Here is a 22,961-nt window from a genome sequence, read left to right on the forward strand (position 1 = left end):
GAATGAGTTGACCACTACACTGTTTCAACGGGAGGTGTTGGCTTCCTGCAGCGCTTCCTCTAAAGCCTGCAGTGCATCCGACAAGCGCTGGTTTTCACGAGCATCATCGCTATCAGGCTCATACGCTTTGCAGTGGCGAAGCAAGGCCTCTAAATCGTTTTGATTAAGATCGAGCTGGATGTGCATGGGCATGTCCGTTTGGGGGAGTGGGGCGATTGTGTCGAGTTTCGCTTTGGGACACGATGCGGTTGCTGTGAGGGTACCGTTGGGCGACGAACTAGAAAAGCTTGTGCGGGCTCAGCCCTGGCTGATGCATTGAGATTCGCTGTACGCGATCATCAGAGAATCATTGACCACCCACCACCCACCACCCACCACCCACCGTCGATGATCTGACGATCGAATGTAGCCACTCCCTATATCATTCTTCGGAGCTGCCATGAAGCAAGACGCCGTCGCCAACGCCCTCACTGACCAAGAGTACGAGACCATGATGAGCCAACTCGACTCTGCGCAAGACTGGATGGTTGAGCAGTTGGCTTCGAAGCCCCTAACCTCAATCTGTGTTGGGCAGGGGCTGGCTAGCCTGGATACTTCGTCATCCGAGCAGTGACTGGAAGAAAATCGCAAGGCTGCGGCTCTATGTAAACGAACCTGTCAATCCGCACGGGGGGGGGTAGCGGTGGCACCAGGTGTTTCTGTAGCAAATGACACCCAGTGAAGTCTCAAGCCAGGCGGACAGCGGTGACCGGCTCCGAGTAGGGTTCTGAGCGGAAAATGGCTGGGACTGCAGTCCAGCAGTTCTCGCGCCATCCCCGATGATGTGGCATAAAGCTATCTCATAAAAGAGGACAGGGTTGAGGGCGCCGCCTTCAGATGCTGGCCCAGAATCAACAATCGGCTATGGCGTCGCCATACGCTCAGGCTGTGGGAGTGAGTGCGTGGGAAGGACATTCGCATTTGTAGACGAGTCGGGTAATCACGATCTCGATACCTCGAAGTCGGGTAGCTCCGACTTCTTTGTGATCTGCTCCGTCATCGTCACTGAAACGGATTTGCCGAAAGCTTACGAGCTTGCTGGCCTAGCCAGGGCGAGGCATTTCCAGTCAGGGGAGATCAAGTCCAGCAAACTCAGAGCCAAGGACGCGGATCGGCGCCGGCGGATTCTCGTTGATCTCGCAGAGCTACCGCTCAAACTCTTTTTCACAGTGGTAGACAAGCGTCGGGTCTACCAGGACGGGGGGCTTCAGTTCAAGCAGTCTTTCATCAAGCACGTGAACAACCTTCTGTATTCGCGGCTCTTTGATCACTGTCCCGACCTGCACATGACCGTGGACGAGCATGGCGGCCCCGAGTTTCAGGCCAGCCTGAGGGACTACGTATCGGAACGCTATTCGGGAGATCTCTTCGGTGACACCGCGTTTCAGACCAAGAGCAGTAAAGACGACGTTCTGATCCAGGTAGCGGACTTCTTCGCAGGCAGTGTCGCGCACATCTACGAAGGTAAGGCTAGCGCCGAAGTTGTCGAGGCTTACAGGAACATCCTGCGTAGCCGGACGCTGGGGATTTTGGAATGGCCACCGCGCTACCAGTCGTTGATTCCGCCTCCTATGGACGAATCAGCGCTGGCCGATCACCGCGTCCATCAACAGGCCCTTAAGCAAGCCGATAAATTCCTATCCAAGGTCGGACAGCACCTGGATGAGGATGAGCGTCTTCAGGTATGCATCCTGGACTACCTACGCTTCAGGAGCGATTTCGTCGCCGATGAGTATGTCTCCACGGGTGACATAGCCAAGCACCTCGCGGACAGGGGGTTCCATGGTCTTTCGGATCAGAAGATCAGATCCAGTGGGATTGCGAAGCTGCGGGACGCTGAAGTCATCATTGCCAGTGCTGCCAAGGGCTACAAGATCCCCCGAACACGGGCTGACATAAACGATTTCCTGGAACTGGCCTCAAGCCAGATTCTGCCGCTGCTTGAACGAATCAAGAAAGCCCGGGATGTCTACCGCCTCAGCAGCATCGGAGACTATGACATCTTGGGCGCGGATCAGTACTCGGAAATCAGAAAGCTGCTCCAGTCGTTGGAGCCGCTGTGAACGACGACCTGACCTGGACGACGTTTGCGCGTCATTCCACCTCCATCATTTTGGGCGGCACCGGCATTATCGCAGTCTGCCGAGGTCGCTTCAGGGAAGGTGGCTTGATACTCTAATGAAATAAACGCTCAGGTATGAGGCTGACCAGCCCAGAGATCATGGATCTCCTGAGCGCAACCTCACCATGATTGACGTCTGGCCAGGCTCACACGGTGATGGCGAATTCGCTGGTGCGGAGGGGTTGTGCAAAATTTCGATCTTGTTTGGCAAAAAGCTGAAACGGTGTTCGGCGACAAAGCCCGAGCAGCTGTGTGGCTGTCGACGCCCAGGAACCTCTTCGATGGCATGACACCGCTGGAGTTTGTGAAAGATCAGGAAAGCTTAGATCGGGTTATTGAAGTGCTGACGCAGATCGATCATGGGTATGCCAGCTGATAAATAACGGGCTACGGCTCGGGCCAAGAAATCCTCGGCCGAGTGGGCGAGGGTGACGCCGAATCCTTCTGCGGCGTAACCTTGCCCTGTGACGCTATTCAACTTGGCCTCTCAGAATAGATAAAGGGTGTGATGTCGGCGGGGTAAACGAGAACAGTGCACCGTGGCCTGGCGAATACGTGATTCAACGATTGCGTTGGAGCGGTGCGATCAACAGGCTCCAAAGAGTTTCGGCACCACCTTCTTGAGAAAGCTTCTGGTCTTGCCGAGTATGAAACGACATACCGAATGTCTTCAGGTATAGAGATTGATCGTCCGTATCAACCGTTAACGCCTCGTTGTACGAGCCCCCGCCAAACGAATCCCCATGGCTGTAGTAGATCCCCGCGCCTAGCCGCCCTGACTTACGCCACGAGGCCATCAGCTTGCCCGATCAAGTGGCTGCTCAATGTCGAGAGTTGGTACACCGTCTGAACCTGCGATATGGCGCTATTGATCTGGTGTGCGACACAGACGGAAAGCTGTGGTTTTTGGAAATCAATCCAAACGGTCAGTGGGCCTGGATCGAAAATCAAACCGGATACCCAATTGCTGCGGCAATCGTTGATGAGCTGGAGATGATCCGAAATGGCCCGCTTTGATAGAGAGTTGTTTTGGCCGACCCTGGCTCCTCCTACCCCTGAACAGGTTGTGGCAAATGACCAAATGCGCGCCGGGTGGAAAGCATCCGTCAACAACGGCAATTGGGATCTGCAGAGCGAAATAGCGTTGGAAGAGGCGCGCCGGATGTACGACGCCGAACAGGAGCGTCGTAGGGGTGCTGACACGAAAGCAGGGGTCTATCTTGCGGCAGTACGGTCATGGCCATCACCTCACCCAGTGGCACGCCTTGGCGCCCGGCCTCGGTGATAAAGCCAGAACGCAGACTGTGCGCTGCCCAGTCGCCCTCCAGGCCGGCGAGTTGCGCACGGCGCTTAACGATGCGCGCGACCTGATCGCCGGACAGCCCGGCGCTACCGACTCGCCCTCCTTTAAACAGGCGACGAAACAGCGGCCCGCTGCTTGCGGGTGCCGCAGTCAGCCAGGCGCTCAGTGCCTGCGCCGCCGGCCCTTGCAGCGGTTTCTCTCGACGCACTCCGCCGGTATCGGTCTTGGTGGCACCGAGGGCGTACAGCCAGGTGTCCGCATCCAGTCGACGCAAATCCTCGACCTGCAGACCCACCACCTCCGAACGGCGCCGACTGCCACCGCTCCAGGCCAGCAGGAGCAGGGCGCGATCGCGCACGCCGCGCACGCCATCACTGCAGGTGGCGAGCATCGCCTGCAGCGGCTCGAGCACTACCGCGGTTTTCTTGCGCAGCGCCACGCCTTGACGGGCCTGGGCCTTGCGCGCTTCACGCAAAAGGGTCTTTACCGCTGAGGCCTCGCAAGGATTGTCCCACGCGTTGAGGCGGTGCCACTTAGCTAGCACTGCCAGGCGGTGGCTGACCGTGTTGAACGCCAGGGCGCCGAGTTTGCCCTTGACCCCGGCAGCGACCAGGGCCGCATCCAGCTGCGGCGGCAGCAACTGGCTCCAGTTGCCATCGCCATCCGGACGGGCCAGGTGATCGACGATGAATTGCACCGCGACATCAGGCGGTAGCGCGCCGTCGCCAAGCGACCGGTGATAGCGCAATCGAAGCCAGGCGGACCAGTAGCTGAGGGCGCTTTGGTAGCTGCGCACGGTATTGGCTGCCGTGCCTGCCGAGATGAAAGCCTCAGCGGCGGCGCGGGTGCTGTCGGCCAAGCTGTGCAGCGCCAGCGGGGTATTCGGCAGGCCGTCGAGCGGAAGTGTATTATTCATTACGTTCAACGTATTATTTATTGATTTTTCAATTTATAAGGTCGGATAAGATTGCATTATCAGACCTAATATAGCGGAGGGCAGGCCATGGCGGTAGGTGTACCGGAAAACGACGTGTTCGCCGCGGCGGACGCGGTATTGGCCCGCGGCGAGCGGCCGACGGTCGAGCGGGTGCGTCTGGAGCTGGGCCGCGGCAGCCCGGCGCGGGTCGGCGCCTTGCTCGATCAGTGGTGGGAGCAGTTGGCCGGGCGCCTGCGCGGGGAAACGCGTCTACCGGGGCTGCCGGCAGAAGTGGCGCAGGCTTTTGTCGCCCTTTGGCAGCAGGCGATGAGTTGCACGGGAAGATCCCTGCGCCGCTTCGCTTGCCAATGTTGAATCTGCTGCGACAGGTAAACTCGTACTATAGCAACAAGATTGAGGGCAACGCGACGGATCCGGAAGACGTCCTGCGCTCCCAGGAGAAGAACTTCGACGAGGACCTACAGGAGATCAAGCGTCACATAGAGGCTCAAAAGCGTCTTGCCGATGACCCCATTCACAAGGTGGAAGTCTGCTCCCGTAACGCGATTGCCCGGATGCATCGCGAGATTTATACGAGCATGTCTGACCAGTACTTAGATCCCAAGCTTAATGATGGCGGCGCTACAGTTCGACTGGTACCAGGTGAATTTCGGCAGAAGGACGTAGTCGTGGGTAAGCACATTCCTCCAAGCGTCGAGGAAATGCGTTCCCACATGAACTGGTTCGAAAACGCGTACCGGCTTGACAGGATTCACGGGCTTTCCCGCTTCTTTGCGGCTGCAGGAGCGCATCACCGCCTGATGTGGATTCACCCATTCCTGGACGGCAATGGCCGGATCGGCCGGCTATTCACGGACCAGTATCTCAAAGCAGCCGGTATGGGTGGGTACGGGCTGTGGTCGATGAGTCGTGGCTTCGGTCGGGACGTCGAGGCGTACTATGCCGCACTGCGTGCTGCGGACCACCCCAGGAAAGGCGATCTTGACGGCCGTTGTGAACTGTCTGACTCGGGCCTGCTGGTCTTCACTCGATACTTCCTCGAAACTGCGTTGGGCCAAGTGCAGTACTTCAGTTCGGTGCTCGAGCCACAACTGCTCGGCGTCCGTATCGATGCGTACTTCGAATTGCGACAGCGCGGGGTATACACCAATCGCAAGGCCCAAAAGTTATCACCACTACGAATCGAGTCACGCGATATCTACAAAACGTTGCTCTATCAAGGCGACCAGCAACGTGCTGACATCTACGCCCGCCTACGCGTAGGCGAACGAACCACTCAGAGCATTCTCGCGCAGATGGCCAGCGAGGGCCTGATCTATCTGGACGATCGTAAACCTGTATCGCTGAACCTTTCACCAGACTCGATTGAGGTTCTATTCCCCCATCTTTGGTAACTCTGCAGAACCGTGTCGTACCCACAAAGGAAGAGGGTGGCGATCTCTCAGACTCGAAAAATGCTGGCACTGTACCTTGGCTGCCTGGTCTCAATTGTCACATTCCAGCGAGCTCGTAACTTTAAGCAATTCGGACCGCTCCTTGATGAGCCAGGCACTAGACTTGGGAATGCACGGTTTCTCTGAATTTTTCAAATAACCGTTGATGAGTATGGTGGGGTTGGGTTGCATTTCTGAAAAGTCTAAAGGTCTGCGCACAGGATCGATACGTCGATGATTTTTGCGCTAACACAGGTCACTGAATTCCCGAGTCAGACATGCAACCGATAGGCGAGGAAATTTCGAAATTGAGCAGCTTGACGCGATTTTGTTTCAAGCTCGCCCCAGTAAAACGGGCGCGTGACAAATTCCGAAGAGGAAGTCTCGATTTTTTCAGTCGCAGGGAGATGTACGAAGGCACAATGCGTCAGGAAGTAAATATCCGAATCCGGGGAGGCTCTACGGATTCGGATATTTACAGGCCAGAAATTTGGAGATTTACTTCCGTGTAGTGCTATTGGTGGAGGGCTAATGAACACCTCTGACATGGCACACTATTTAACATAATATACATTATGCGAAGCACAATATAGAAGCTTGGGGGCCGGTGGTGGTCAGATTTGAAGCTGTCGCGTCTAGCTAATCGCAGTAATGGTCCATTTCATCGCAGGAATCTATTGAAATCATGAGGTTAACCATTACGTAGTGACACGATCTTATGAATAAATGGAAAGCAATCGTTCAAATCGAGCAATTAGCCTCCAATTTTCACAGACTACCTGTCCTGCATACAGTTCAACGTTCCAAACTCTGCGTGGCCTTCAGTGCTTTTACTCCGTGTACAACGAGCACGTTGCCGATGGTTGACGTACTCGTTCCCGAAAAGACTGAAATTCGGCAAAAATTATTAACCCTGGCTGATTTTTTAGAAACCACGCAGGTAACGACTACCGGTACGACCAGAAAGGTATCGGCGTTTTTACGGTCACCTAATACCATACGGATTGACCTGCCTAGAGAGGCTCCTCGAGAGGCTTGTATTTCAACGTTTCAATTTTCCAGTCGATCACCGTTCGCGTTGATACGTCAACAGTTACCTTGAGTGCAGGACTCGGCAGGCGATTACTCTCCTTATCTACCAATAGTACGTCTAAGTCTAGTTTGTAATTCTCAACGGGTTTATTCATTTTATTGATTCCTCGCAAGGTGTCTATGCCCTATAGAATAGGGTGTGTAGCAAATTTCACCTAACAACTCTACGGAGAATAGGTTAGCTCAACTAAATGACTATTTGGTTGAGTTATATTCACTCCAGTCGCTATTGCAATGTCCTGGCCTACTCCGACCGATATCATGATAGCACTGACCCTAAACATCGCCGGCGCCCGCCTCATGGCTCGAGCCAAATCCAGTTTATGTGCTGAATAATGCATTTGATGCTGCACCGACCGAAACTCAGCGAGTATTTAGTACAGAGAGATGGCTTTCACCCAAAACCATTCGCGCACCCTTGTCCGTGCATTTTAAGGCTCACATGCTCAAATGCTGACACGAAATCTTGAGGCAGCTACGGTCCAGTTCGGAGATTCAGCGCACCGATTGCCACCCTCCCCGTTGGCGGCTCCGACACGGTAGCGCAGACAAACTTCGTCAGTATCAGCGTTAGCACTACAATGTAAGTGCACAAGGGTATCTGCAGAATTACCAAAGGTGGGGGAATAGAAACTCAATCGAGTCTGGTGAGAGGTTCAGCGTTACAGGCTTACATCCGTCTAGGTTGATCAAGTCCTCGCCGGCCATCTGCGCAAGAATGCTCCAAGTGATTCGCTCGCCGACGCCTAGGCGGGCCTGGATGTCAGCACGCTGCTGCTCGCCCTGGTAGAGCAACGTTTTGTAGATATCGCGTGCCTCGATCCGTAGTGGCGATAGTATTTGAGCCTTGCGGTTGGTATATGCCCCGCGCTTTCGCAATTCGAAGTACACATCGATACGATCACCGAGCATTTGAGGCTCGAGCAGCGAGCTGAAGTATTGCACTTGGTCCAATGCAGTTTCGACGAAGTATCGAGTGAAGACCAGCAGGCCCGAGTCAGACAGCTCGCAACGGCCATCAAGATCGCCTTTCCTAGGCTGGTCCGCAGCACGCAGTGCGGCATAGTACGCCTCGACGTCCCGACCGAAGCCACGACTCATCGACCACAGCCCGTACCCACCCATACCGGCGGCTTTGAGATACTGGTCCGTGAATAGCCGGCCGATCCGGCCATTGCCGTCCAGGAATGGGTGAATCCACATCAGGCGGTGATGCGCTCCTGCAGCCGCAAAGAGGCGGGAAAGCCCGTGAATCCTGTCAAGCCGGTAGGCGTTTTCGAACCAGTTCATGTGGGAACGCATTTCCTCGACGCTTGGAGGAATGTGCTTACCCACGATTACGTCCTTCTGCCGAAATTCGCCTGGTACCAGTCGAGCTGTAGCGCCGCCATCATTAAGTTTGGGATCTAAGTACTGGTCAGACATGCCCGTATAAATCTTGCGATGCATCCGGGCAATCGCGTTACGGGAACAGACTTCCAACTTGTGAATGGGCTCATCGGCAAGACGCTTTTGAGCCTCTATGTGACGCCTGATCTCCTGTAGGTCCTCATCGAAGTTGTCCTCCTGGGAGCGCAGGACGTCTTCCGGATCCGTGACGTTGCCCTCAATTTTGTTGCTGTAATACGAGTTTACCTGTCGCAACAGGTTCATCATTGGCAAGCGAAGCGGCGCAGGAATCTTCCCGTGCAACTCAATGTCTTGTTGGATAAGCCTGTCCACTGCATCCTGTAGGTCTGCTGGGGCTTTGTCTTGTGGAATGAAGGGAGTGAGTGCCATTTGCCGGTTCTATAATTTATCGGTTGCCTGATAAATTCAGGCTTAAAACAGTCTTCAGCGATGAAGGGTGTCCCCCTCCTCCTCCAGCCGAATTTCCGCCTATGCGAATTGTCGGAAATTCTGAGGGTGGCTGAGGCCGCATCGTATTCTCAAACCAGCAGGTCCCTACCTCACCGAAGTACCGATCATTAACCCGGCCGCGCGAACCTGCTGAGGCTATCGCGAAGTGCGGATGAAAAATACCTGTGGGCCTTTACTGGACATCTCAGCCCCCCTCTGCGGTGAGATCGTCAATTGCGTTCCGACTTTGCTTTTTCTGCGTGTATTTCAAAATGAGGGAACTGTTTGCGATCCTTCCTGGCGCTGGCCACAAAGGCAGGCTTCTTCTGGAAAACAGAGAACTGCCATAGCCTTTCAGTTCGTTTCGGGAAGCGGATCTCTATGCTTGCTCAAGTAAGAACGCCTTTGGCCTTGGCGACAGCAATCGCCTGGATGCGGCGAGTGACACCCAGTTCGCCGTGCCATCGCTGACCGCTCATGAATCGATTCACAGTCCAAGTTGTTGCTCAAGACGCTGTTAACACTTGATGGTGAACCCAAGTCTTGAAACGCGGGGCGAGTAAACGGGTAGCCTTTGCGCATTCGTAGCAATTTTTTGTGATTGAGAGCGTTAAGCTCATGATTTCCAGTGATCCCGAAATCAAACCATTGGCTGACGAAAATCTAGAATGTCGGGCCTTGCCCCGTTACATTTTCTTTAATCCGCTTTCTCTGCGCGAGCCAACGCCGGTCGCGCCTCTACGTATACACGCCGTACTGCAGGCGCACCAAGTAATCATGTACAGCCTCAAATCCCGTTGGAGTCGATAACAGCACGCACGGCGTAACATGACCAAGCCCCAACGCTGGTTCGATGAGCCAACGCTGAGCGATACTGTATTGGCCAAAAACACTCATAGCCTGTTTCAGAATTATTCCGCGCCTGGCTAGAAAATGCCCGTATTGAACACTCCAGAAATCAACGCGGGTCCTTTCAGAAAGTCGCAAAAGCATCGTAGTGTTCCCCCCTCCCGCCGTCATTTCCAACTCCTACTGGCCTCAAAACGGCGCTGAGACAGGGCGTTTTAGTCTCTCATGATCACTGCCGGACCGGCCAAAGCAGGGAGGACAAGCACCTCCACATTAATGACACCCAGTGAGCTATCGCTGTTGCCAGCTAGCCTGCATCTGAAACCCGCGCAACACCTTGCCAAGTGAACTGCATGGAAAACGGGGAGCAGCGGCGGTGCCCATAGGCATTTCGGTGTAGAAAGGGGAGCCACCTTAGACATGTTATCTATTGCACATGTCTACGCTGCTCCCCGAAGATTGTCACAAGAGAGCGATGCGATGGTAAACGAGAATGCACTCAATGAACACTATAGGGCTCATTCTGCGCGTTTGACCTGCCGGATTCAGCGTCAGTCTCTAATCAACACCTCAAGGCTCGATGACCTCCTCTCTCATCCGGCTGATGAGTCCGTCGATACCGATTTCAGGGTCTTGCATCAAATAAGCGGTCACGATGAGACTCAGTGGGTGGACACCGATCCTGCCGGCCAGGTCGTCAATCTTTTGCAGGGTTGGCGCCTTTATCCCTCGTTCGAGCGCGCTCACATAGGTTCGACTGCTCACCAAGCCGAAATCCTCCTGGGTCAGACCGTGTAAATTTCGCATTCGCCGCAGCGCTTCACCCAGGGCCTCACGGATTTCCATCGTCATTCCTCGCAAAAGGAATGATGAAGCGCTAACGAACACAATAGGGCTACAACCTATAGTGTTCATTGTGGGATAATTTGAGGTTTCCAGCCCTTGCGACGAGTCGCCTAAGGGTTATCAAGTGCTCAGTGGAGCCCGTTTTGATCTATTTGTCTGAATCTCACACCCGCACTGTTCATACAGGCTCTTACTGTGAAATTGAGGGGTTGTGCTTCTGGGTGACCTTACGGTCGGTTACCTCAGGACAGAGGGAACGTGCTGCTGTCGTTGAGAATGCTTACGAGCTCAACCTGTTTCTCACCCAAGCCACTGGCGTCGATATCGAAACAGTGCAAATGCTATGTCCTCCATCAATCACTGGACGTCCGCATTGGAGCTTGGAGGAGCTTCACAAGGTTGTAATTCATCGCGGGATTGAATCCTCAAAAAGCGCGGTGGTCTACGAGACCACGGTGGCCACTTATAAATTGGGAGACCTAGACTTACGCATGCGTAAGCGCTCGCACGTGTTGTACTCTGCAAAAATCCTAAAAGCGCGTGTTCCCGATACGGTCATACCTCCAAAATCTGGCGAGGCCCCGCAACTGTACGCGCGCTATTAATGCAGGGGCGCCCCCGTTAAAGTCCATTTGCCAGAGGTTGTTGGGTGCCTCATGTTTGAGGCGAGTCCACCCTTGGGGCAATGCACTGGCTTCGGTTGAAATCAGGCGTGCCTAGTAGAGCCCACTTTTGATCTATTTGTCTGAATCTCACACCCGTACTGTCCGTACACAATCACGGACGATTAAGCGGCTGTATGAGTTCCATACAGCGTAGGGTCGAGACCGATGGTCGCTACCCAAGCTTTCACAATGCGCGCGTATTGCCGTGTTGCGATGTGGGCCGAGCGACGAGCACGAAGGGAAATAGGAAATCATCATTGCGGCGGCGAGCTGCACGGGACGTGACAACAGGTCAGATCATCATGTTTGGCCTAACCGGCGGCCTTATTCCATGCCCGGCAGCTATCACGGTATTGCTGCTCTGCCTCCAGGTTAAAGAGGTCGCACTAGGTGGAACATTGGCTTGGCACTTACCCTCGTTGCAGTAGGGTGCGCAGCAGCAATCGGTGCAAGACAAGCGTCCAATCGCTGCCCATGGCTGGGTACCGTGGCACGGCGTGCACCCTTACCTCTCCAGCGTCCTAATTATCGGTGTGGGCCTCTACGTGGGCTTTCATGGCTGGATCGGGTTGAACACCTAAGGGAGCTGTTCAGTGTTCGAACTGACCAGCTACATCGGCCTATTTCTGGCGGCACTCGGTGCCGCCAGAAATAGGCTGCCCCATACAATCAGAGGCAGTGCTCGCCGGCATGCTGGCCTCCAATAAATGTCTGCTACTGGTGGCCACAACCGGCAACGTTCTGGGCTCGTTGGTCAACCTGTTCGCCAGTGCGGGTATTGGTTCTTTCCTGGGTACTTGGTCGCGTTGCAAGCACTTCGCTTGTGTCTGTGATGCACAAAAATACCGTTCATCAGCTGTTCTGCAACCGGACCCGTAAGCTCTTGTCGAGTGAAGGCAACTGGCCATATCCTGCGCATGGTGGAAGATTCGACCTATAAAAAATTCGCATGGAGTTAGCCAGATGAAAGTCGTTTCTCTCGTTATTGCCGCTGTTCTTTCGTTCGCTTCGGTTGCTGCGTTCGCGCACAGTGGTGGTACCGATGCGAAGGGTTGCCACACCAACCACAAAACTGGCGGCTACCACTGCCACTAAGCAGCACAGCCCAGCAGCGGCTGGGCCTCCCCCATGGTGGTCACCAGTACCACATTTGAAAAAATGCTCCCCAGTGCCCGTTGCGTACTATGTACACCAGCAAGCCGACCACACCGCAGCTAAGCAGCACCTGAATAACGCCGCGCTTGAATTGAAACAACGCAATGGCAGCGGCTATCGCAATCACTAGTGATGGCCAGTCCAGGCCTGCACCAAACCCATTGGGCCACAAAACGTGGTACCCGAAAAACATTGCTAGGTTCAGGATCACACCCACCACGGCAGCTGTGATGCCAATGAGCGGCGCGGTGAGCTTCAGTTCGTTGTGAGTCGACTCGACCAAAGGGCCACCTGCGAGAATGAACAGGAACGAAGGCAGGAAAGTGAACCACGTTACCAAACTCGCTGCTACCGCACCTGCTAGAAACACCTGCTCAGGGCCAAAAACCTGCTGAACGTAAGCACCAACGAAGCCTACGAACGCCACGACCATGATCAACGGACCTGGTGTGGTTTCGCCTAGAGCCAGGCCATCGATCATTTGGGTTGGGGTCAACCAGCCGTAGTGTCCCACGGCGCCCTGATAGACATAGGGCAGCACCGCATAAGCACCACCAAATGTCAGTAGCGTTGCCTTGGTAAAGAACCAACTCATTTGAGTGAGCGTACCGTTCCAGCCATACAGCGCCGTCAGGATTCCCATGGGTAACAACCAAAGAAGGGCCCCAATAAGAATCAGCAGCACCAGGCGGGACCAACGAAATCGAGCGTGTACAGGCGTTGGGGTTTCATCATCGATCAGGGCTGCGCCGTAGGTTTTCTTCGCAGCGCCATGACCACCGGTCCGAAATTTCTCCGGGGTAAGCCGGCCGCCCAGATAACCCAGCGATGCCGCAACCAGGACAATGATAGGGAAAGGCGCATTCAAGGCGAAAATTGCGACGAACGATGCCGCGGCAATGGCCCACAACCACCCGCTTTTGAGTGCTCTTGAGCCAATCCGATGAGCCGCATGGACCACGATGGCGGTTACCGCAGGCTTGATGCCATAGAACAACCCGTCAACCATGTGTTCGGTCTCTACACATAGCCGCATTGAGTGACAACGTAGAACCCAGCTGTCGAACCGGCCTGTTGATACCTAAAGAACGTTCAATAATATGGACAACTGCCCCGGCGATTACATCAGGGCTTAGAGCGCTGCTCTTGAAGTCTGCTGGGAGGATTCATTCTGACGGGGAAATCACCAAACTCGTCGATGATGCACAAGTAGTCTGGATGTAAGGCCTTTAGGCCGAGGCGGTTATCTAACCAAGCATTCAACTCAAACATCTTTACTGGAGCGGCGCAAAAAAAATCGCGAAGCGCTGCGGTCACTTCGTTGGAAAATCCGGCATCGGATTGCAGGCCCCTGCTTTCGACATACTGATTGATGAAGCAACCAATTGAGCAATGTTCGGAGCTTGAGATGATGATTTGACCTGCGCTACTCGTATAAGGCCTTGCGGGGTGAGGTGACACCGTGAACTCCTGTGCTGAACGTCCGTAAGATGGGGCGGCTTCCAAATCGTCGACCCAAAATAGATCAGAAAAGCGCGGCGAACATTTTACTTAATTCCCTATAAAAAGCATGACAAAGCAGGCTCTTCCGATAGACGGCATCTCAAACACCACTTCCAAGACTTAATTGCTGACCTTTTGCTTTTCATTCCTACGCTCCAAAACAGAGGAGCTCGAGCTGGCCCATATGCATGTGAAAGACCCTGGGCCTTGGGCAACCGTATTCACTTGGAGCTAGCCCACCAGCTGCAGAAATTGAGGTCTGTAAGCGACATGAAACGGTCACTCGAACCCAGTAACGCTGTGTTGCCGGAGCTCCAACGCATACCTGTCGTTGCTCTCAGCGATGGATTGCCCCCCGCAGAAGCTCCACTACCGGAGACTGCAGCACTCAATTGCCACAGTTTACCTGAGCCGTTCTCCGAAGGCATTCGCTACACAGAAAACGACCGAACTTTCAGTGGGCCTCACCTTCAGACTTCGTTAAGAAATACCCTGGATACTCCTCCCCAATCTATACAGGGAGGCGATCTGCCCATGCCCCATTTCGACTGGAACACCCCCCTGCCCCTGCGCTTCGGCCAAGCCGAGACGCCGCAGCTGACATTGACCGGTGCCATTCCAGGCGACAGCCTGCGACCCGCATTCGAAGCGTTTATTCAGCAACGCTTTCGCAAGGCTCACGGCGCCGACATCCGTCATTTCATGCCACAGCTGTTTGGCATGAGCAAAGCTTATGGCGAGTTATGTGCGGTCGCCGGGGTGCGCCTTGCACATGACGAACCACTGTTCCTGGAACGTTACCTGGACGAGCCCATCGATCCGCTGATCAGTGCTACTGCCGGATACCCGGTGGGTCGGGCCAGCATTGTCGAGGTCGGTAACCTGGCTGCCTGCGATACCGGCAGTGCAAGACTGAGCATCATCGCCATCACCTGGCTACTGGCCATGGGCGGCCTGGAATGGGTGGCATTTACCGGCAACATCGGCTTGGTCAATAGCTTCCATCGCCTCGGTCTGAAACCGGTGACGTTGTGTGCAGCCGACCCGGGCCGACTGGGTGACGATCGCTACAGTTGGGGCAGCTATTACGAGAGCAAACCCTGGGTACACGTCGGTAACATTCGCGCGGGATTCATCCATTTGCGCAACAGTGGTCTGTTCACTCGGCTGGGTCTGCCGTCATCCATTGAGGGCACTAGCCATGTCGCTTGAGTTACAACGTTTCCAGAAGATCCTGCATAGCCATATGGAGCGCAACCCACACGCGATTGCACTTTGGGATGATCGGGTGAGACTCGATTACGCCACTCTTTACGCCGAAGTGTCGTACCGCCAGCAACGACTACGCGACGAACACGTTCAGGTTATAGCCCTGGCACTGGATAACGGCGTTGAAGCAATACTCTGGGATCTTGCCGCGCTGTTCGAGGGCTTGACTTGCGTAACCTTGCCGCCCTTCTTTAGCCCTACACAGCGCGCCCATTGCCTGGAGCAAAGTCAGGCGACAAGGGTGATTTCGGAACCGGAGCTGGATGCTGAATTGCTTGCCTTGGGCTATGAAAAAAGCGGCGAGTTCTGGCGCCGTACATTCGCCGGCCCGAACCGGATGCCCCCAGGCACGGCCAAACTGACCTTCACCTCCGGTACCACCGGTACCCCTAAAGGCGTGTGCCTCAGTGCTGAAAACCTACTACAAGTAGCAAGAGAGCTGGATCAAGCCAGTAAACCTGCTGACCCGCAGCATCACTTGGCATTGTTGCCACTAGCAATCCTGCTGGAAAACCTCGGTTGCTACGCCGCACTGTACGATGGCGCAACCTTGAGCTTACCGAGTCAGAAAGCTTTGGGCATTCAAGGCGCCAGCGGCGTCAACTTACCCCGGCTACTCGAGCACCTTACCAAGCGCGCACCCGAGAGTCTGATTTTGGTGCCGCAGTTGCTGCAGATGTTGGTCAGCGCCACTGAGCAGAAAGCCTTCGACCCACAGAAATTGCGCTTTGCTGCTGTAGGAGGAGCGCGCGTCTCTGAGGACTTGTTGCTCCGAGCTGAGCGCGTCGGTCTGCCTGTTTACGAAGGTTACGGATTATCTGAGTGCGCCTCGGTGGTGTGCCTCAATCGTCCCGGTGCACAGCGCCCGGGAAGCGTTGGTAGACCCTTGCCTCACATCCAGGTGAAGCTGGCAGACGATGGTGAAGTACTGATCAAGGGCTCGGCACTGCTCGGCTATCTGGGCGATGCACCTTACGCCGAGGATTGGTGGCCCAGCGGCGACCTCGGAGAGCTAGATCCGGAAGGCTTCCTTTACCTCAAAGGTCGCAAGAAGCATCAATTTGTCACTAGTTTCGGACGCAACGTCAACCCGGAATGGGTAGAGGCCGAACTCACCCAACGCTGCCACATTGCCCAAGCCTTTGTGTACGGGGAATCGCTTCCACGCAATCACGCCCTGTTGTGGCCCCATCGTACCGATTGTACGGATGCAGAACTTGCTGGGGCTGTAGCGGAAGCAAATGACGCATTGCCCGACTACGCCCAAGTTCATAGCTGGACGCGCCTGCCCTATCCCTTCACGGCTGCCAACGGCTTGCTGACTGCCAATGGCCGACCGCGCCGCGACGCTATTGTCGAGACGTTTCACGCGCAACTTACCGAATCTGCCGTATCTGAGGAGTCTGCATCATGAGTTTTTTCGACACGCTTCAAGAAGCTACACATCAAGAGCGCCACGAACTGTTCAACCTGCCGATAATCCTCGACGCACTTGAAGGTAAGGTCAGCCTTGAGAGCTATCGGGCATTTCTTGCGCAAGCCTACTACCACGTCCGCCACACTGTGCCACTGATGATGGCCTGCGGCGCGCGACTGCCAAGCCACCTCGAATGGCTACGCAAAGCGGTATGCGAGTACATCGAAGAAGAATACGGCCATGAGCAGTGGGTGCTTAACGATATAGCGGCCTGCGGTGGCGACCGTGACGCCGTGCGCGACGGCCAACCCTCAATGCCGATTGAACTTATGGTCAGCTTTCTGTACGACTTGATTGCCCGAGGCAACCCGGTAGGCCTGTTCGGCATGGTCAATGTGCTGGAAGGCACAAGCATTGCCCTGGCCACCCATGCAGCGGGCAGCATCCGCCAGCATCTGGGTCTTCCAGAAAGCGCCTTCAGCTATCTCAGTTCCCACGGTTCACTGGATATCGAGCATATGCAGACCTACCGCCGCCTGATGAACAGGCTGGAAGACCCCGCAGACCAGGCGGCTGTCATCCATGCGTCAAAAGTGGTGTATCGGCTGTACATCGATATGTTTCGTGGCTTGCCCCGGGCTGCGGAGATTCATCATGCAGCTGCATGATGCCCGGGTAGTTTTGACTGGCGCCAGCGGTGGGATCGGCCAGGAAATTGCCAGGGCTCTGTGCGCCGCCGGCGCCCAGGTGCTGGCGGTAGCTCGACATCAGGAATCCCTGATGCCGTTGCTTGAGCGCTATCCGCAAAACTTGTTCTGGGTAGCCGCCGACCTCACGCTCCTCAATGATCGTCGCAAAGTACTGGCCGCCGCCGAAGCCATTGATGGCATCAACATGTTGATCAATGCTGCCGGCGTCAACCACTTCGCCATGCTCGAACAGCTGGATGACAATGAAATCAACACGATGTTGAGCGTGAACGTCAGCGCCCCAATTTGCCTGACCAAACTGCTTCTACCGTTGCTCAAGCAGGCCGACAGCGCCATGGTGGTCAACGTCGGTTCAACCTATGGCTCGATTGGCTACCCTGGATATGCCAGTTACTGTGCCAGCAAGTTTGCACTTCGCGGCTTTTCCGAAGCCCTGCGCCGGGAGCTTGCCGACACCCGGGTCGGCGTCCTCTATGTCGCACCACGCGCCACCCGTACCTCGATGAACAGCTCTGCCGCCCAAGCGCTCAACGATGCACTCAAGGCAAGCGTCGATGATCCACAGGCGGTGGCAGCGGCGGTGATCCACGCCATTGCTGGTGACCGTCGCGATCTCTATCTGGGGTGGCCGGAGCGATTTTTTGTGCGGTTGAACAGCCTGTTGCCCAACTTGGTGGATCGTGGCCTGCGCAAGCAATTGCCGCTGATCCGGCGCCTTAGTCACACCCACGAAAATGAGCACCTCAAACCATGAAAAAGACCGTTGCCTGCCTGCTGCTCGGCATGTTGAGCCAAGGCGTCTGGGCGCTCGACAACGCGGATCAGCAACGCCTTAATGGCATTCAGCAAAGCTGGGCGCACATACAATATGAACTGCCAGAGCAACAGCGCGTAGCGGCGTTCGCGCAATTGGCGGCACAAACATCGTCGTTCACGCGAGATCGCCCAGTGTTAGCCGAAGCGTGGATCTGGTCAGGAATCGTTACCAGCAGTTGGGCGGGTGCTCAAGGCGGGCTGGGTGCCCTAGGCAAGGTCAAAGATGCCAAGACCGATCTGGAAAAAGCCCTAACTCTAGACGCCGATGCCTTACAAGGCTCGGCCTATACCAGCCTTGCTGCACTCTACGACAGAGTACCCGGCTGGCCGATCGGTTTCGGTGATGCTGACAAGGCAGAGCAACTGCTTCAGAAAGCGTTGCAACTCAATCCTGCCGGCATCGATAGCCTATATTTCTGGGGCGATCACCTCTACCGCCAGAAGCGCTACGCTGAAGCCAAGGTTGCCCTGCAAAAGGCACTACAAGCGCCTCCACGGCAGGGCCGGGAAAGTGCTGACGTTGGACGGCGCAAAGAAATCGCCGCGCTACTGGAAGACGTTAACAAGAAACTCGACTGACTGGAGTTTGCGTGCGTTTATTGCTGATCGAAGATGATGTCGCCCTGGGCGAGGGTATTCATCAAGCGCTAGGGCGTGAAGGTTACACTGTCGATTGGCTCAAGGACGGGAGTAGTGCTCTGCACGCCATGCTCAGTGAGACCTTCGACTTGGCAGTGCTTGACCTTGGTTTGCCACGTATGGACGGACTAGAAGTACTCAGGCGCCTGCGCGATAGCGGTTCCAACCTGCCGGTGCTGATCCTCACGGCCCGTGATGCAACAGAAGACCGTATCGCCGGGCTGGACGCAGGCGCCGACGACTATCTGATCAAACCGTTCGACCTGGCCGAACTGAAGGCCCGTCTACGTGCGTTGTTACGCCGCAGTGCCGGACGAGCACAGATGTTGATCGAGCATGCGGGCATCTGTCTGAACCCTGGCACCCAGCAAGTCAGCTACCAGGGCCTGCCTGTAGCCCTGACACCCAAGGAATATCAGTTGCTGCATGAATTGCTGTCACCTCCTGGTCGCGTGATGACCCGAGATCAACTGATGCAATTGTTGTACGGCTGGAGCGAAGAAGCCGAAAGCAACACGCTGGAAGTACACATCCATCACCTGCGCAAGAAGTTCTCGACTGATCTGATTCGCACAGTTCGCGGCGTGGGATATCTGGTGGAGGAGCGTCGATGACGTCAATCCGACGTCGCACACTCACCCTGATAATCGGCTTGATGCTCTTGGGGTTTGCGGTGATCAGTGCGCTTAATTTTCACGACAGTAATCACGAAATCACGGAAGTCTACGACGCTCAGCTCGCACAAAACGCACGGCTTCTACAGGGTGTCATGCGCATGCCGCTACAGAGAAAGGAGTACGCCGAGCTCTATCAGGCCTTCAATACAGCATTAGGCGAAGCCGTACCCAGAGTCGACGGACATCCTTACGAAAGCAAAATCGCGTTCCAAGTCTGGAACAGCCAAGGTGAGCTCCTTGTGCATACGGCGAGCGCCCCCTCTTTTCACACCCTGCCTGGCAAGCCCGGTTTCAGCGATGTCGTGGATCTGAACAATCGGAATTGGCGCGCTTTCATGTTGGAAGACAAACGCAACGGTATGCGGATTTGGGTGGGCGAGCGCGATGATGTGCGAGCTGACCTCGTTGAGCGTATTGTGCGCCACACCTTGTGGCCTAACGTTTTGGGCAGCTTGATTCTTGCGGCAATAGTTTGGCTTGCCATTGGATGGGGTCTCAGGCCGCTCGCGAATATGGCTTCTACCCTTCGTGCTAGACACAGCGGGTCACTGGAGCCACTTCAATTGACCCCCCTTCCGAGCGAGCTGGAGCCAATGCAGGCAGCGCTCAACCGTATGCTGGCGCAAATTCAGGAAGTGCTTGGGCGTGAGCGACGTTTCATTGCCGACGCTGCGCATGAAATGCGCACCCCCCTGGCGGTGCTAAAGGTACATGCCCAGAACTTGTTGGAAACACAGAGTGAAGAAAGTCGGCGCGAGTCACTAGAGCATTTGATTGCGGGTGTGGATCGTACCAGTCGATTGGTCAACCAGTTGCTTACGATGGCTCGCATCGAGCCGCAATCAGTATCCACTACGCCATCAACCATTGATCTTGCAGCCACCGTCCGCGACAGCCTGGTTCAATTGACGCCTTGGCTGCTGAGCCAGGGACTTGAACTGGTATTCGATGTCAGCGACGACACCTACAACGTCAGAGTTGATCCGACTGCCATCAATATTGCGATAAACAATCTGGTAACCAATGCGGCAAATTTTTCTCCGGCACACGGCCTGATCACGGTGCGTCTTGGAAGAAAAGGCGACCACTACGAACTGTCTGTCGAAGACGACGGCCCGGGTATCGATGAGTCCGAGTATGGCCGGCTCCTTGAACGTTTCTATAGTCGAGGTAATGACCAGGGAGCAGGACTGGGGCTCGCTATCGTGAAAACAATTGCAGATCGTATGGGAGGGCAGATAACGCTAGAAAATCGTAGTCAGGGAGGTATGCGTGCAACGTTAGACCTACCCTTCAAGTAATACTCTCGGATTCGCAATCAGTCTCCCGTCGGTGGGCCCAGTGGCTGGGCGCACGTCGGACAAAGCCTTGAAAGTAGCCACCCGTAAATTGGTTGGGAAGACTCATGTTTGACATACATCAAACGGGGGCGCCCCGACAGGTGTAGATAAGAATGGTGATTTACGAACCTCTCCATCCCTTCGGAGTAAATCCCATGGCACCTGTTCAATCTAACGCGCAAACACCATCTACTCCCGCCTTTCCTCCTGAAAAAGGCGAACACTGGATCGAGCCGCTAAAGGATGGCGGGCACGTCCTCATCAGACCTCTGCGTGCAGAGGATCGCGAGCGAGAAAAGGCCTTCATCATGCGCCTTTCACCAGAGTCGCGACACTTTCGCTTTTTGTGCCAAATCAAAGAGCCAGGTGAAGCCATGCTTGATCAGTTGATGACCGTCGATCAGCGGGAGAAAATGGCATATGTGGCTTTAGCACATGTAAAAGGCGAGCTCATAGAGGTCGGTATTAGTCGTTACGCAGCCGGCGTCCAACCAGATGAATGTGAGTGTGCGGTTACCGTTGATGATCAATGGAAGCATCGCGGCCTAGGAGCGCTGTTACTTAGCCACCTGATCGATAAGGCTCGGGCGAATGGGTACCAAGAGATGTACTCAATCGACTCGGCGGCCAATACGGCGATGCATGACCTAGCTCGTGATTTCGGCTTTTCGACTGCGCGTGATCCCAGCGATGCCTGCCAGGTTATCCATCGCCTTTCATTGACTTGATGAGCGCTGCGAAGCTGCAGACTGCTCACCAGAAATCACACGGTTCAAACATTGCTGCTCGTCCTCCTCAGTGATGCCTTGGAAATCACTTACTTCAAAGACTGAAGTGTTGAACAGGGCGAGCCGCAATACACCATTTCTGTCCAGAAATACCTCAGACAAACACAAGCAGATGGGCGAAGAAATAGATACCGACCTCCCATCCTCCCCCGGGAACGCAAGCTGATCGTTGAGGTTCGTTTCACAGGCAGCAACGATGGTACGAATTGATCGAGCCGCGTAGTACAACGTTGTGGGATACCCCACCCCTATGGTTATCAGAAAACACAAAACCAAGTTCGATTCTTTAGCGTAGGTCGAGATACGATCAACCTTATGCCGCCACCCTGTTGAGCCAGGATTGAAAATAACTTTACCAACAAATAGGGTGTAACGATGTTGCACAATGGCCCCAACGCACAGACTGATCGCAACAAAGCCCAGTAAGATCCAGGGCTTGGCCGAAAGCAACTCGACAGTACCATCGAACCAGCCTGCAATAGATACCAACACTACGAAGCTCACCACTCCAGCAATTATGCCGAAGCTAGCTCGTGGCCTTTTCAACCAGGCTTTAAGCTTCTCTTTACTGGTTGCGTTCATGGTCAATACCCTCACATTAGTCCGTGCCAAAGTAGGCTATACGGTGCTGGGCAACTAAAGCTCTACGGTTTCAAGGTGCTCTGGCACTGACACCGACCAACCAAGCTCAAGGCTGATTCGGCGCCGCAGCGTATCAGCTGCGTGGGGTTCACCATGCACCACAAAGGTATGCCGAGGGGGCCTCTTGAAGCCCCGCAACCACTGCATGATTTCATCAGCATCGGCATGCGCCGACAGACTCTCCATGGCAGAAACCTGAGCGCGTATCGGGACATTCTCACCGTGCATACGGATTGTCCTAACTCCAGCAATGATGTCCGCTCCGCGAGTACCACCGGCCTGAAACCCAGAAAACAACAACGTATTGCGGGGGGTGGGAGCCAGCGCCTTCAGGTGATGCAGTACCCTGCCCCCGGTTGTCATGCCACTGGCTGCGATGATCACCGCAGGGTCGCGAAGCTGGTCAAGGTGTTTTGATTCGTCGACTGTACGAATGATATGGGTGCTACGGCACATCGCTGCGCACTCCTCGGCAGATAGGCGATGCTCTTGGTGAAAGCGCTGATACAGCGCGGTGGTATCTGATGCCATTGGACTATTGAGGTAAACCGGAATGTCTGGGATTCGATGCTCTCTTTTGAGCGCATACAGGTAGTACATCAATAATTGCGCACGCCCAACGGCAAATGACGGCACCAGGGTGATGCCGTGCCTTAGCAGTGTTTGATTAATGACATTGGCGAGATACGTCTCTGGAGCCTCCTTCGGGTGCTGTCGGTCACCATACGTAGATTCGACCAAAAGAATGTCTGCGTTCTGGATCAGCTCCGGGGTTCGCATGATAGGGTCGTTGGGGCGCCCTAGGTCACCAGAAAACACTATGGTTTGGCCTCCTGCATTTATTTCGACAGTCGCGGCACCTAAAATGTGACCTGCATGA

Annotated in this window: 18 protein-coding genes and 8 pseudogenes; 16 read left to right on the forward strand and 10 right to left on the reverse strand. The window is 55.0% G+C overall.

The genetic code is table 11. From position 1 onward, the window contains the following. Positions 1-24: 24 nt before the first annotated feature. A complete protein-coding gene (locus tag M5G17_RS23735; RefSeq protein ID WP_273895320.1) occupies positions 25-186 on the reverse strand; it encodes a hypothetical protein in 162 nt (53 codons plus the stop codon). 755 nt (positions 187-941) lie between these two features. Here M5G17_RS23735 and M5G17_RS23740 point away from each other — a divergent pair. From M5G17_RS23740 to M5G17_RS23750, 3 genes and pseudogenes are all read left to right on the forward strand, one after another. After that, entirely contained in the window at positions 942-2,102 is a 1,161-nt protein-coding gene (locus M5G17_RS23740) for a DUF3800 domain-containing protein (RefSeq protein WP_273895321.1), read from the forward strand. Between the two features lie 243 nt (positions 2,103-2,345). After that, a complete protein-coding gene (locus tag M5G17_RS23745; RefSeq protein WP_273895322.1) occupies positions 2,346-2,537 on the forward strand; it encodes an MbcA/ParS/Xre antitoxin family protein in 192 nt (63 codons plus the stop codon). 392 nt (positions 2,538-2,929) lie between these two features. After that, positions 2,930-3,178 (forward strand): annotated as a pseudogene (locus M5G17_RS23750) (hypothetical protein); the annotation flags it as partial. An 89-nt stretch (positions 3,179-3,267) separates the two neighbouring features. Here M5G17_RS23750 and M5G17_RS23755 read toward each other — a convergent pair. Continuing rightward, positions 3,268-4,380 carry a site-specific integrase gene (locus M5G17_RS23755; RefSeq protein WP_273895323.1) on the reverse strand — a complete coding sequence of 371 codons (1,113 nt, stop codon included), beginning with the start codon at positions 4,378-4,380 and terminating at the stop codon, positions 3,268-3,270. An 87-nt stretch (positions 4,381-4,467) separates the two neighbouring features. Here M5G17_RS23755 and M5G17_RS23760 point away from each other — a divergent pair. Together M5G17_RS23760 and M5G17_RS23765 are read left to right on the forward strand one after the other, a co-directional pair. Next, positions 4,468-4,710, forward strand: a pseudogene (locus M5G17_RS23760) (DNA-binding protein); the annotation flags it as partial. Positions 4,711-4,712: 2 nt separating this feature from the next. Next, positions 4,713-5,795: pseudogene (locus M5G17_RS23765) on the forward strand (Fic family protein); the annotation flags it as partial. A 1,740-nt stretch (positions 5,796-7,535) separates the two neighbouring features. On the opposite strand, the gene M5G17_RS23770 reads toward M5G17_RS23765, so the two are convergent. From M5G17_RS23770 to M5G17_RS23780, 4 genes and pseudogenes are all read right to left on the reverse strand, one after another. After that, positions 7,536-8,705, reverse strand: a complete 1,170-nt coding sequence (locus M5G17_RS23770; protein ID WP_273895325.1) for a Fic family protein — start codon at positions 8,703-8,705, stop codon at positions 7,536-7,538. 798 nt (positions 8,706-9,503) lie between these two features. Beyond that, positions 9,504-9,785, reverse strand: coding sequence for an antitoxin Xre/MbcA/ParS toxin-binding domain-containing protein (locus M5G17_RS27745; RefSeq protein ID WP_420793616.1), 282 nt, complete (start codon positions 9,783-9,785; stop codon positions 9,504-9,506). 399 nt (positions 9,786-10,184) lie between these two features. Beyond that, complete coding sequence (locus M5G17_RS23775; RefSeq protein WP_273895327.1) at positions 10,185-10,460, reverse strand: helix-turn-helix domain-containing protein; 276 nt, start codon at positions 10,458-10,460, stop codon at positions 10,185-10,187. 796 nt (positions 10,461-11,256) lie between these two features. Next, positions 11,257-11,402, reverse strand: a pseudogene (locus M5G17_RS23780) (tyrosine-type recombinase/integrase); the annotation flags it as partial. On the opposite strand from M5G17_RS23780, the pseudogene M5G17_RS23785 reads away from it, so the two are divergent. The 3 genes and pseudogenes from M5G17_RS23785 to M5G17_RS23795 all read left to right on the forward strand — a co-directional run. Continuing rightward, a pseudogene (locus M5G17_RS23785) lies at positions 11,398-11,706 on the forward strand (HoxN/HupN/NixA family nickel/cobalt transporter); the annotation flags it as partial. The pseudogenes M5G17_RS23780 and M5G17_RS23785 sit on opposite strands and share 5 nt — an antisense overlap. Before the next feature lie 12 nt (positions 11,707-11,718). Beyond that, a pseudogene (locus M5G17_RS23790) lies at positions 11,719-11,914 on the forward strand (YqaA family protein); the annotation flags it as partial. Between the two features lie 174 nt (positions 11,915-12,088). Then, a complete protein-coding gene (locus M5G17_RS23795) occupies positions 12,089-12,220 on the forward strand; it encodes a YHYH domain-containing protein (protein WP_273895328.1) in 132 nt (43 codons plus the stop codon). 40 nt (positions 12,221-12,260) lie between these two features. On the opposite strand, the pseudogene M5G17_RS23800 reads toward M5G17_RS23795, so the two are convergent. Further along, positions 12,261-13,289, reverse strand: a pseudogene (locus tag M5G17_RS23800) (chromate transporter); the annotation flags it as partial. Between the two features lie 116 nt (positions 13,290-13,405). Further along, positions 13,406-13,741: a hypothetical protein gene (locus tag M5G17_RS23805; RefSeq protein WP_273895329.1), complete on the reverse strand. Its 336-nt coding sequence runs from the start codon at positions 13,739-13,741 to the stop codon at positions 13,406-13,408. A 576-nt stretch (positions 13,742-14,317) separates the two neighbouring features. Here M5G17_RS23805 and M5G17_RS23810 point away from each other — a divergent pair. The 8 genes from M5G17_RS23810 to M5G17_RS23845 all read left to right on the forward strand — a co-directional run bounded on the left by M5G17_RS23810 (position 14,318) and on the right by M5G17_RS23845 (position 21,379). Next, positions 14,318-14,995 carry a thermostable hemolysin gene (locus M5G17_RS23810; protein WP_115086625.1) on the forward strand — a complete coding sequence of 226 codons (678 nt, stop codon included), beginning with the start codon at positions 14,318-14,320 and terminating at the stop codon, positions 14,993-14,995. Continuing rightward, on the forward strand, positions 14,985-16,466 hold the full coding sequence (locus M5G17_RS23815) for an AMP-binding protein (protein WP_273895330.1): 1,482 nt from the start codon (positions 14,985-14,987) through the stop codon (positions 16,464-16,466). The genes M5G17_RS23810 and M5G17_RS23815 overlap by 11 nt, the downstream gene beginning before the upstream one ends. Further along, positions 16,463-17,137, forward strand: coding sequence for an iron-containing redox enzyme family protein (locus M5G17_RS23820; RefSeq protein WP_273895331.1), 675 nt, complete (start codon positions 16,463-16,465; stop codon positions 17,135-17,137). The genes M5G17_RS23815 and M5G17_RS23820 overlap by 4 nt, the downstream gene beginning before the upstream one ends. Next, entirely contained in the window at positions 17,124-17,933 is an 810-nt protein-coding gene (locus tag M5G17_RS23825) for an SDR family oxidoreductase (protein ID WP_273895332.1), read from the forward strand. The genes M5G17_RS23820 and M5G17_RS23825 overlap by 14 nt, the downstream gene beginning before the upstream one ends. Beyond that, positions 17,930-18,574, forward strand: coding sequence for a tetratricopeptide repeat protein (locus tag M5G17_RS23830; protein ID WP_273895333.1), 645 nt, complete (start codon positions 17,930-17,932; stop codon positions 18,572-18,574). The genes M5G17_RS23825 and M5G17_RS23830 overlap by 4 nt, the downstream gene beginning before the upstream one ends. An 11-nt stretch (positions 18,575-18,585) precedes the next feature. Beyond that, on the forward strand, positions 18,586-19,248 hold the full coding sequence (locus M5G17_RS23835) for a response regulator (protein WP_273895334.1): 663 nt from the start codon (positions 18,586-18,588) through the stop codon (positions 19,246-19,248). Beyond that, positions 19,245-20,612: a sensor histidine kinase gene (locus M5G17_RS23840; RefSeq protein WP_273895335.1), complete on the forward strand. Its 1,368-nt coding sequence runs from the start codon at positions 19,245-19,247 to the stop codon at positions 20,610-20,612. The genes M5G17_RS23835 and M5G17_RS23840 overlap by 4 nt, the downstream gene beginning before the upstream one ends. Before the next feature lie 194 nt (positions 20,613-20,806). Beyond that, positions 20,807-21,379: a GNAT family N-acetyltransferase gene (locus tag M5G17_RS23845; protein WP_273895336.1), complete on the forward strand. Its 573-nt coding sequence runs from the start codon at positions 20,807-20,809 to the stop codon at positions 21,377-21,379. On the opposite strand, the gene M5G17_RS23850 is transcribed toward M5G17_RS23845, so the two are convergent. Both M5G17_RS23850 and M5G17_RS23855 read right to left on the reverse strand, forming a co-directional pair. Next, positions 21,368-22,021, reverse strand: a complete 654-nt coding sequence (locus M5G17_RS23850; protein WP_273895337.1) for a hypothetical protein — start codon at positions 22,019-22,021, stop codon at positions 21,368-21,370. The genes M5G17_RS23845 and M5G17_RS23850 overlap by 12 nt on opposite strands. 54 nt (positions 22,022-22,075) lie before the next feature. Continuing rightward, positions 22,076-22,957 (reverse strand): annotated as a pseudogene (locus M5G17_RS23855) (MBL fold metallo-hydrolase RNA specificity domain-containing protein); the annotation flags it as partial. Positions 22,958-22,961: the final 4 nt, after the last annotated feature.

Origin of the sequence: Pseudomonas rubra (assembly GCF_028656935.1) — a bacterium.
Taxonomy (GTDB): domain Bacteria; phylum Pseudomonadota; class Gammaproteobacteria; order Pseudomonadales; family Pseudomonadaceae; genus Aquipseudomonas; species Aquipseudomonas rubra.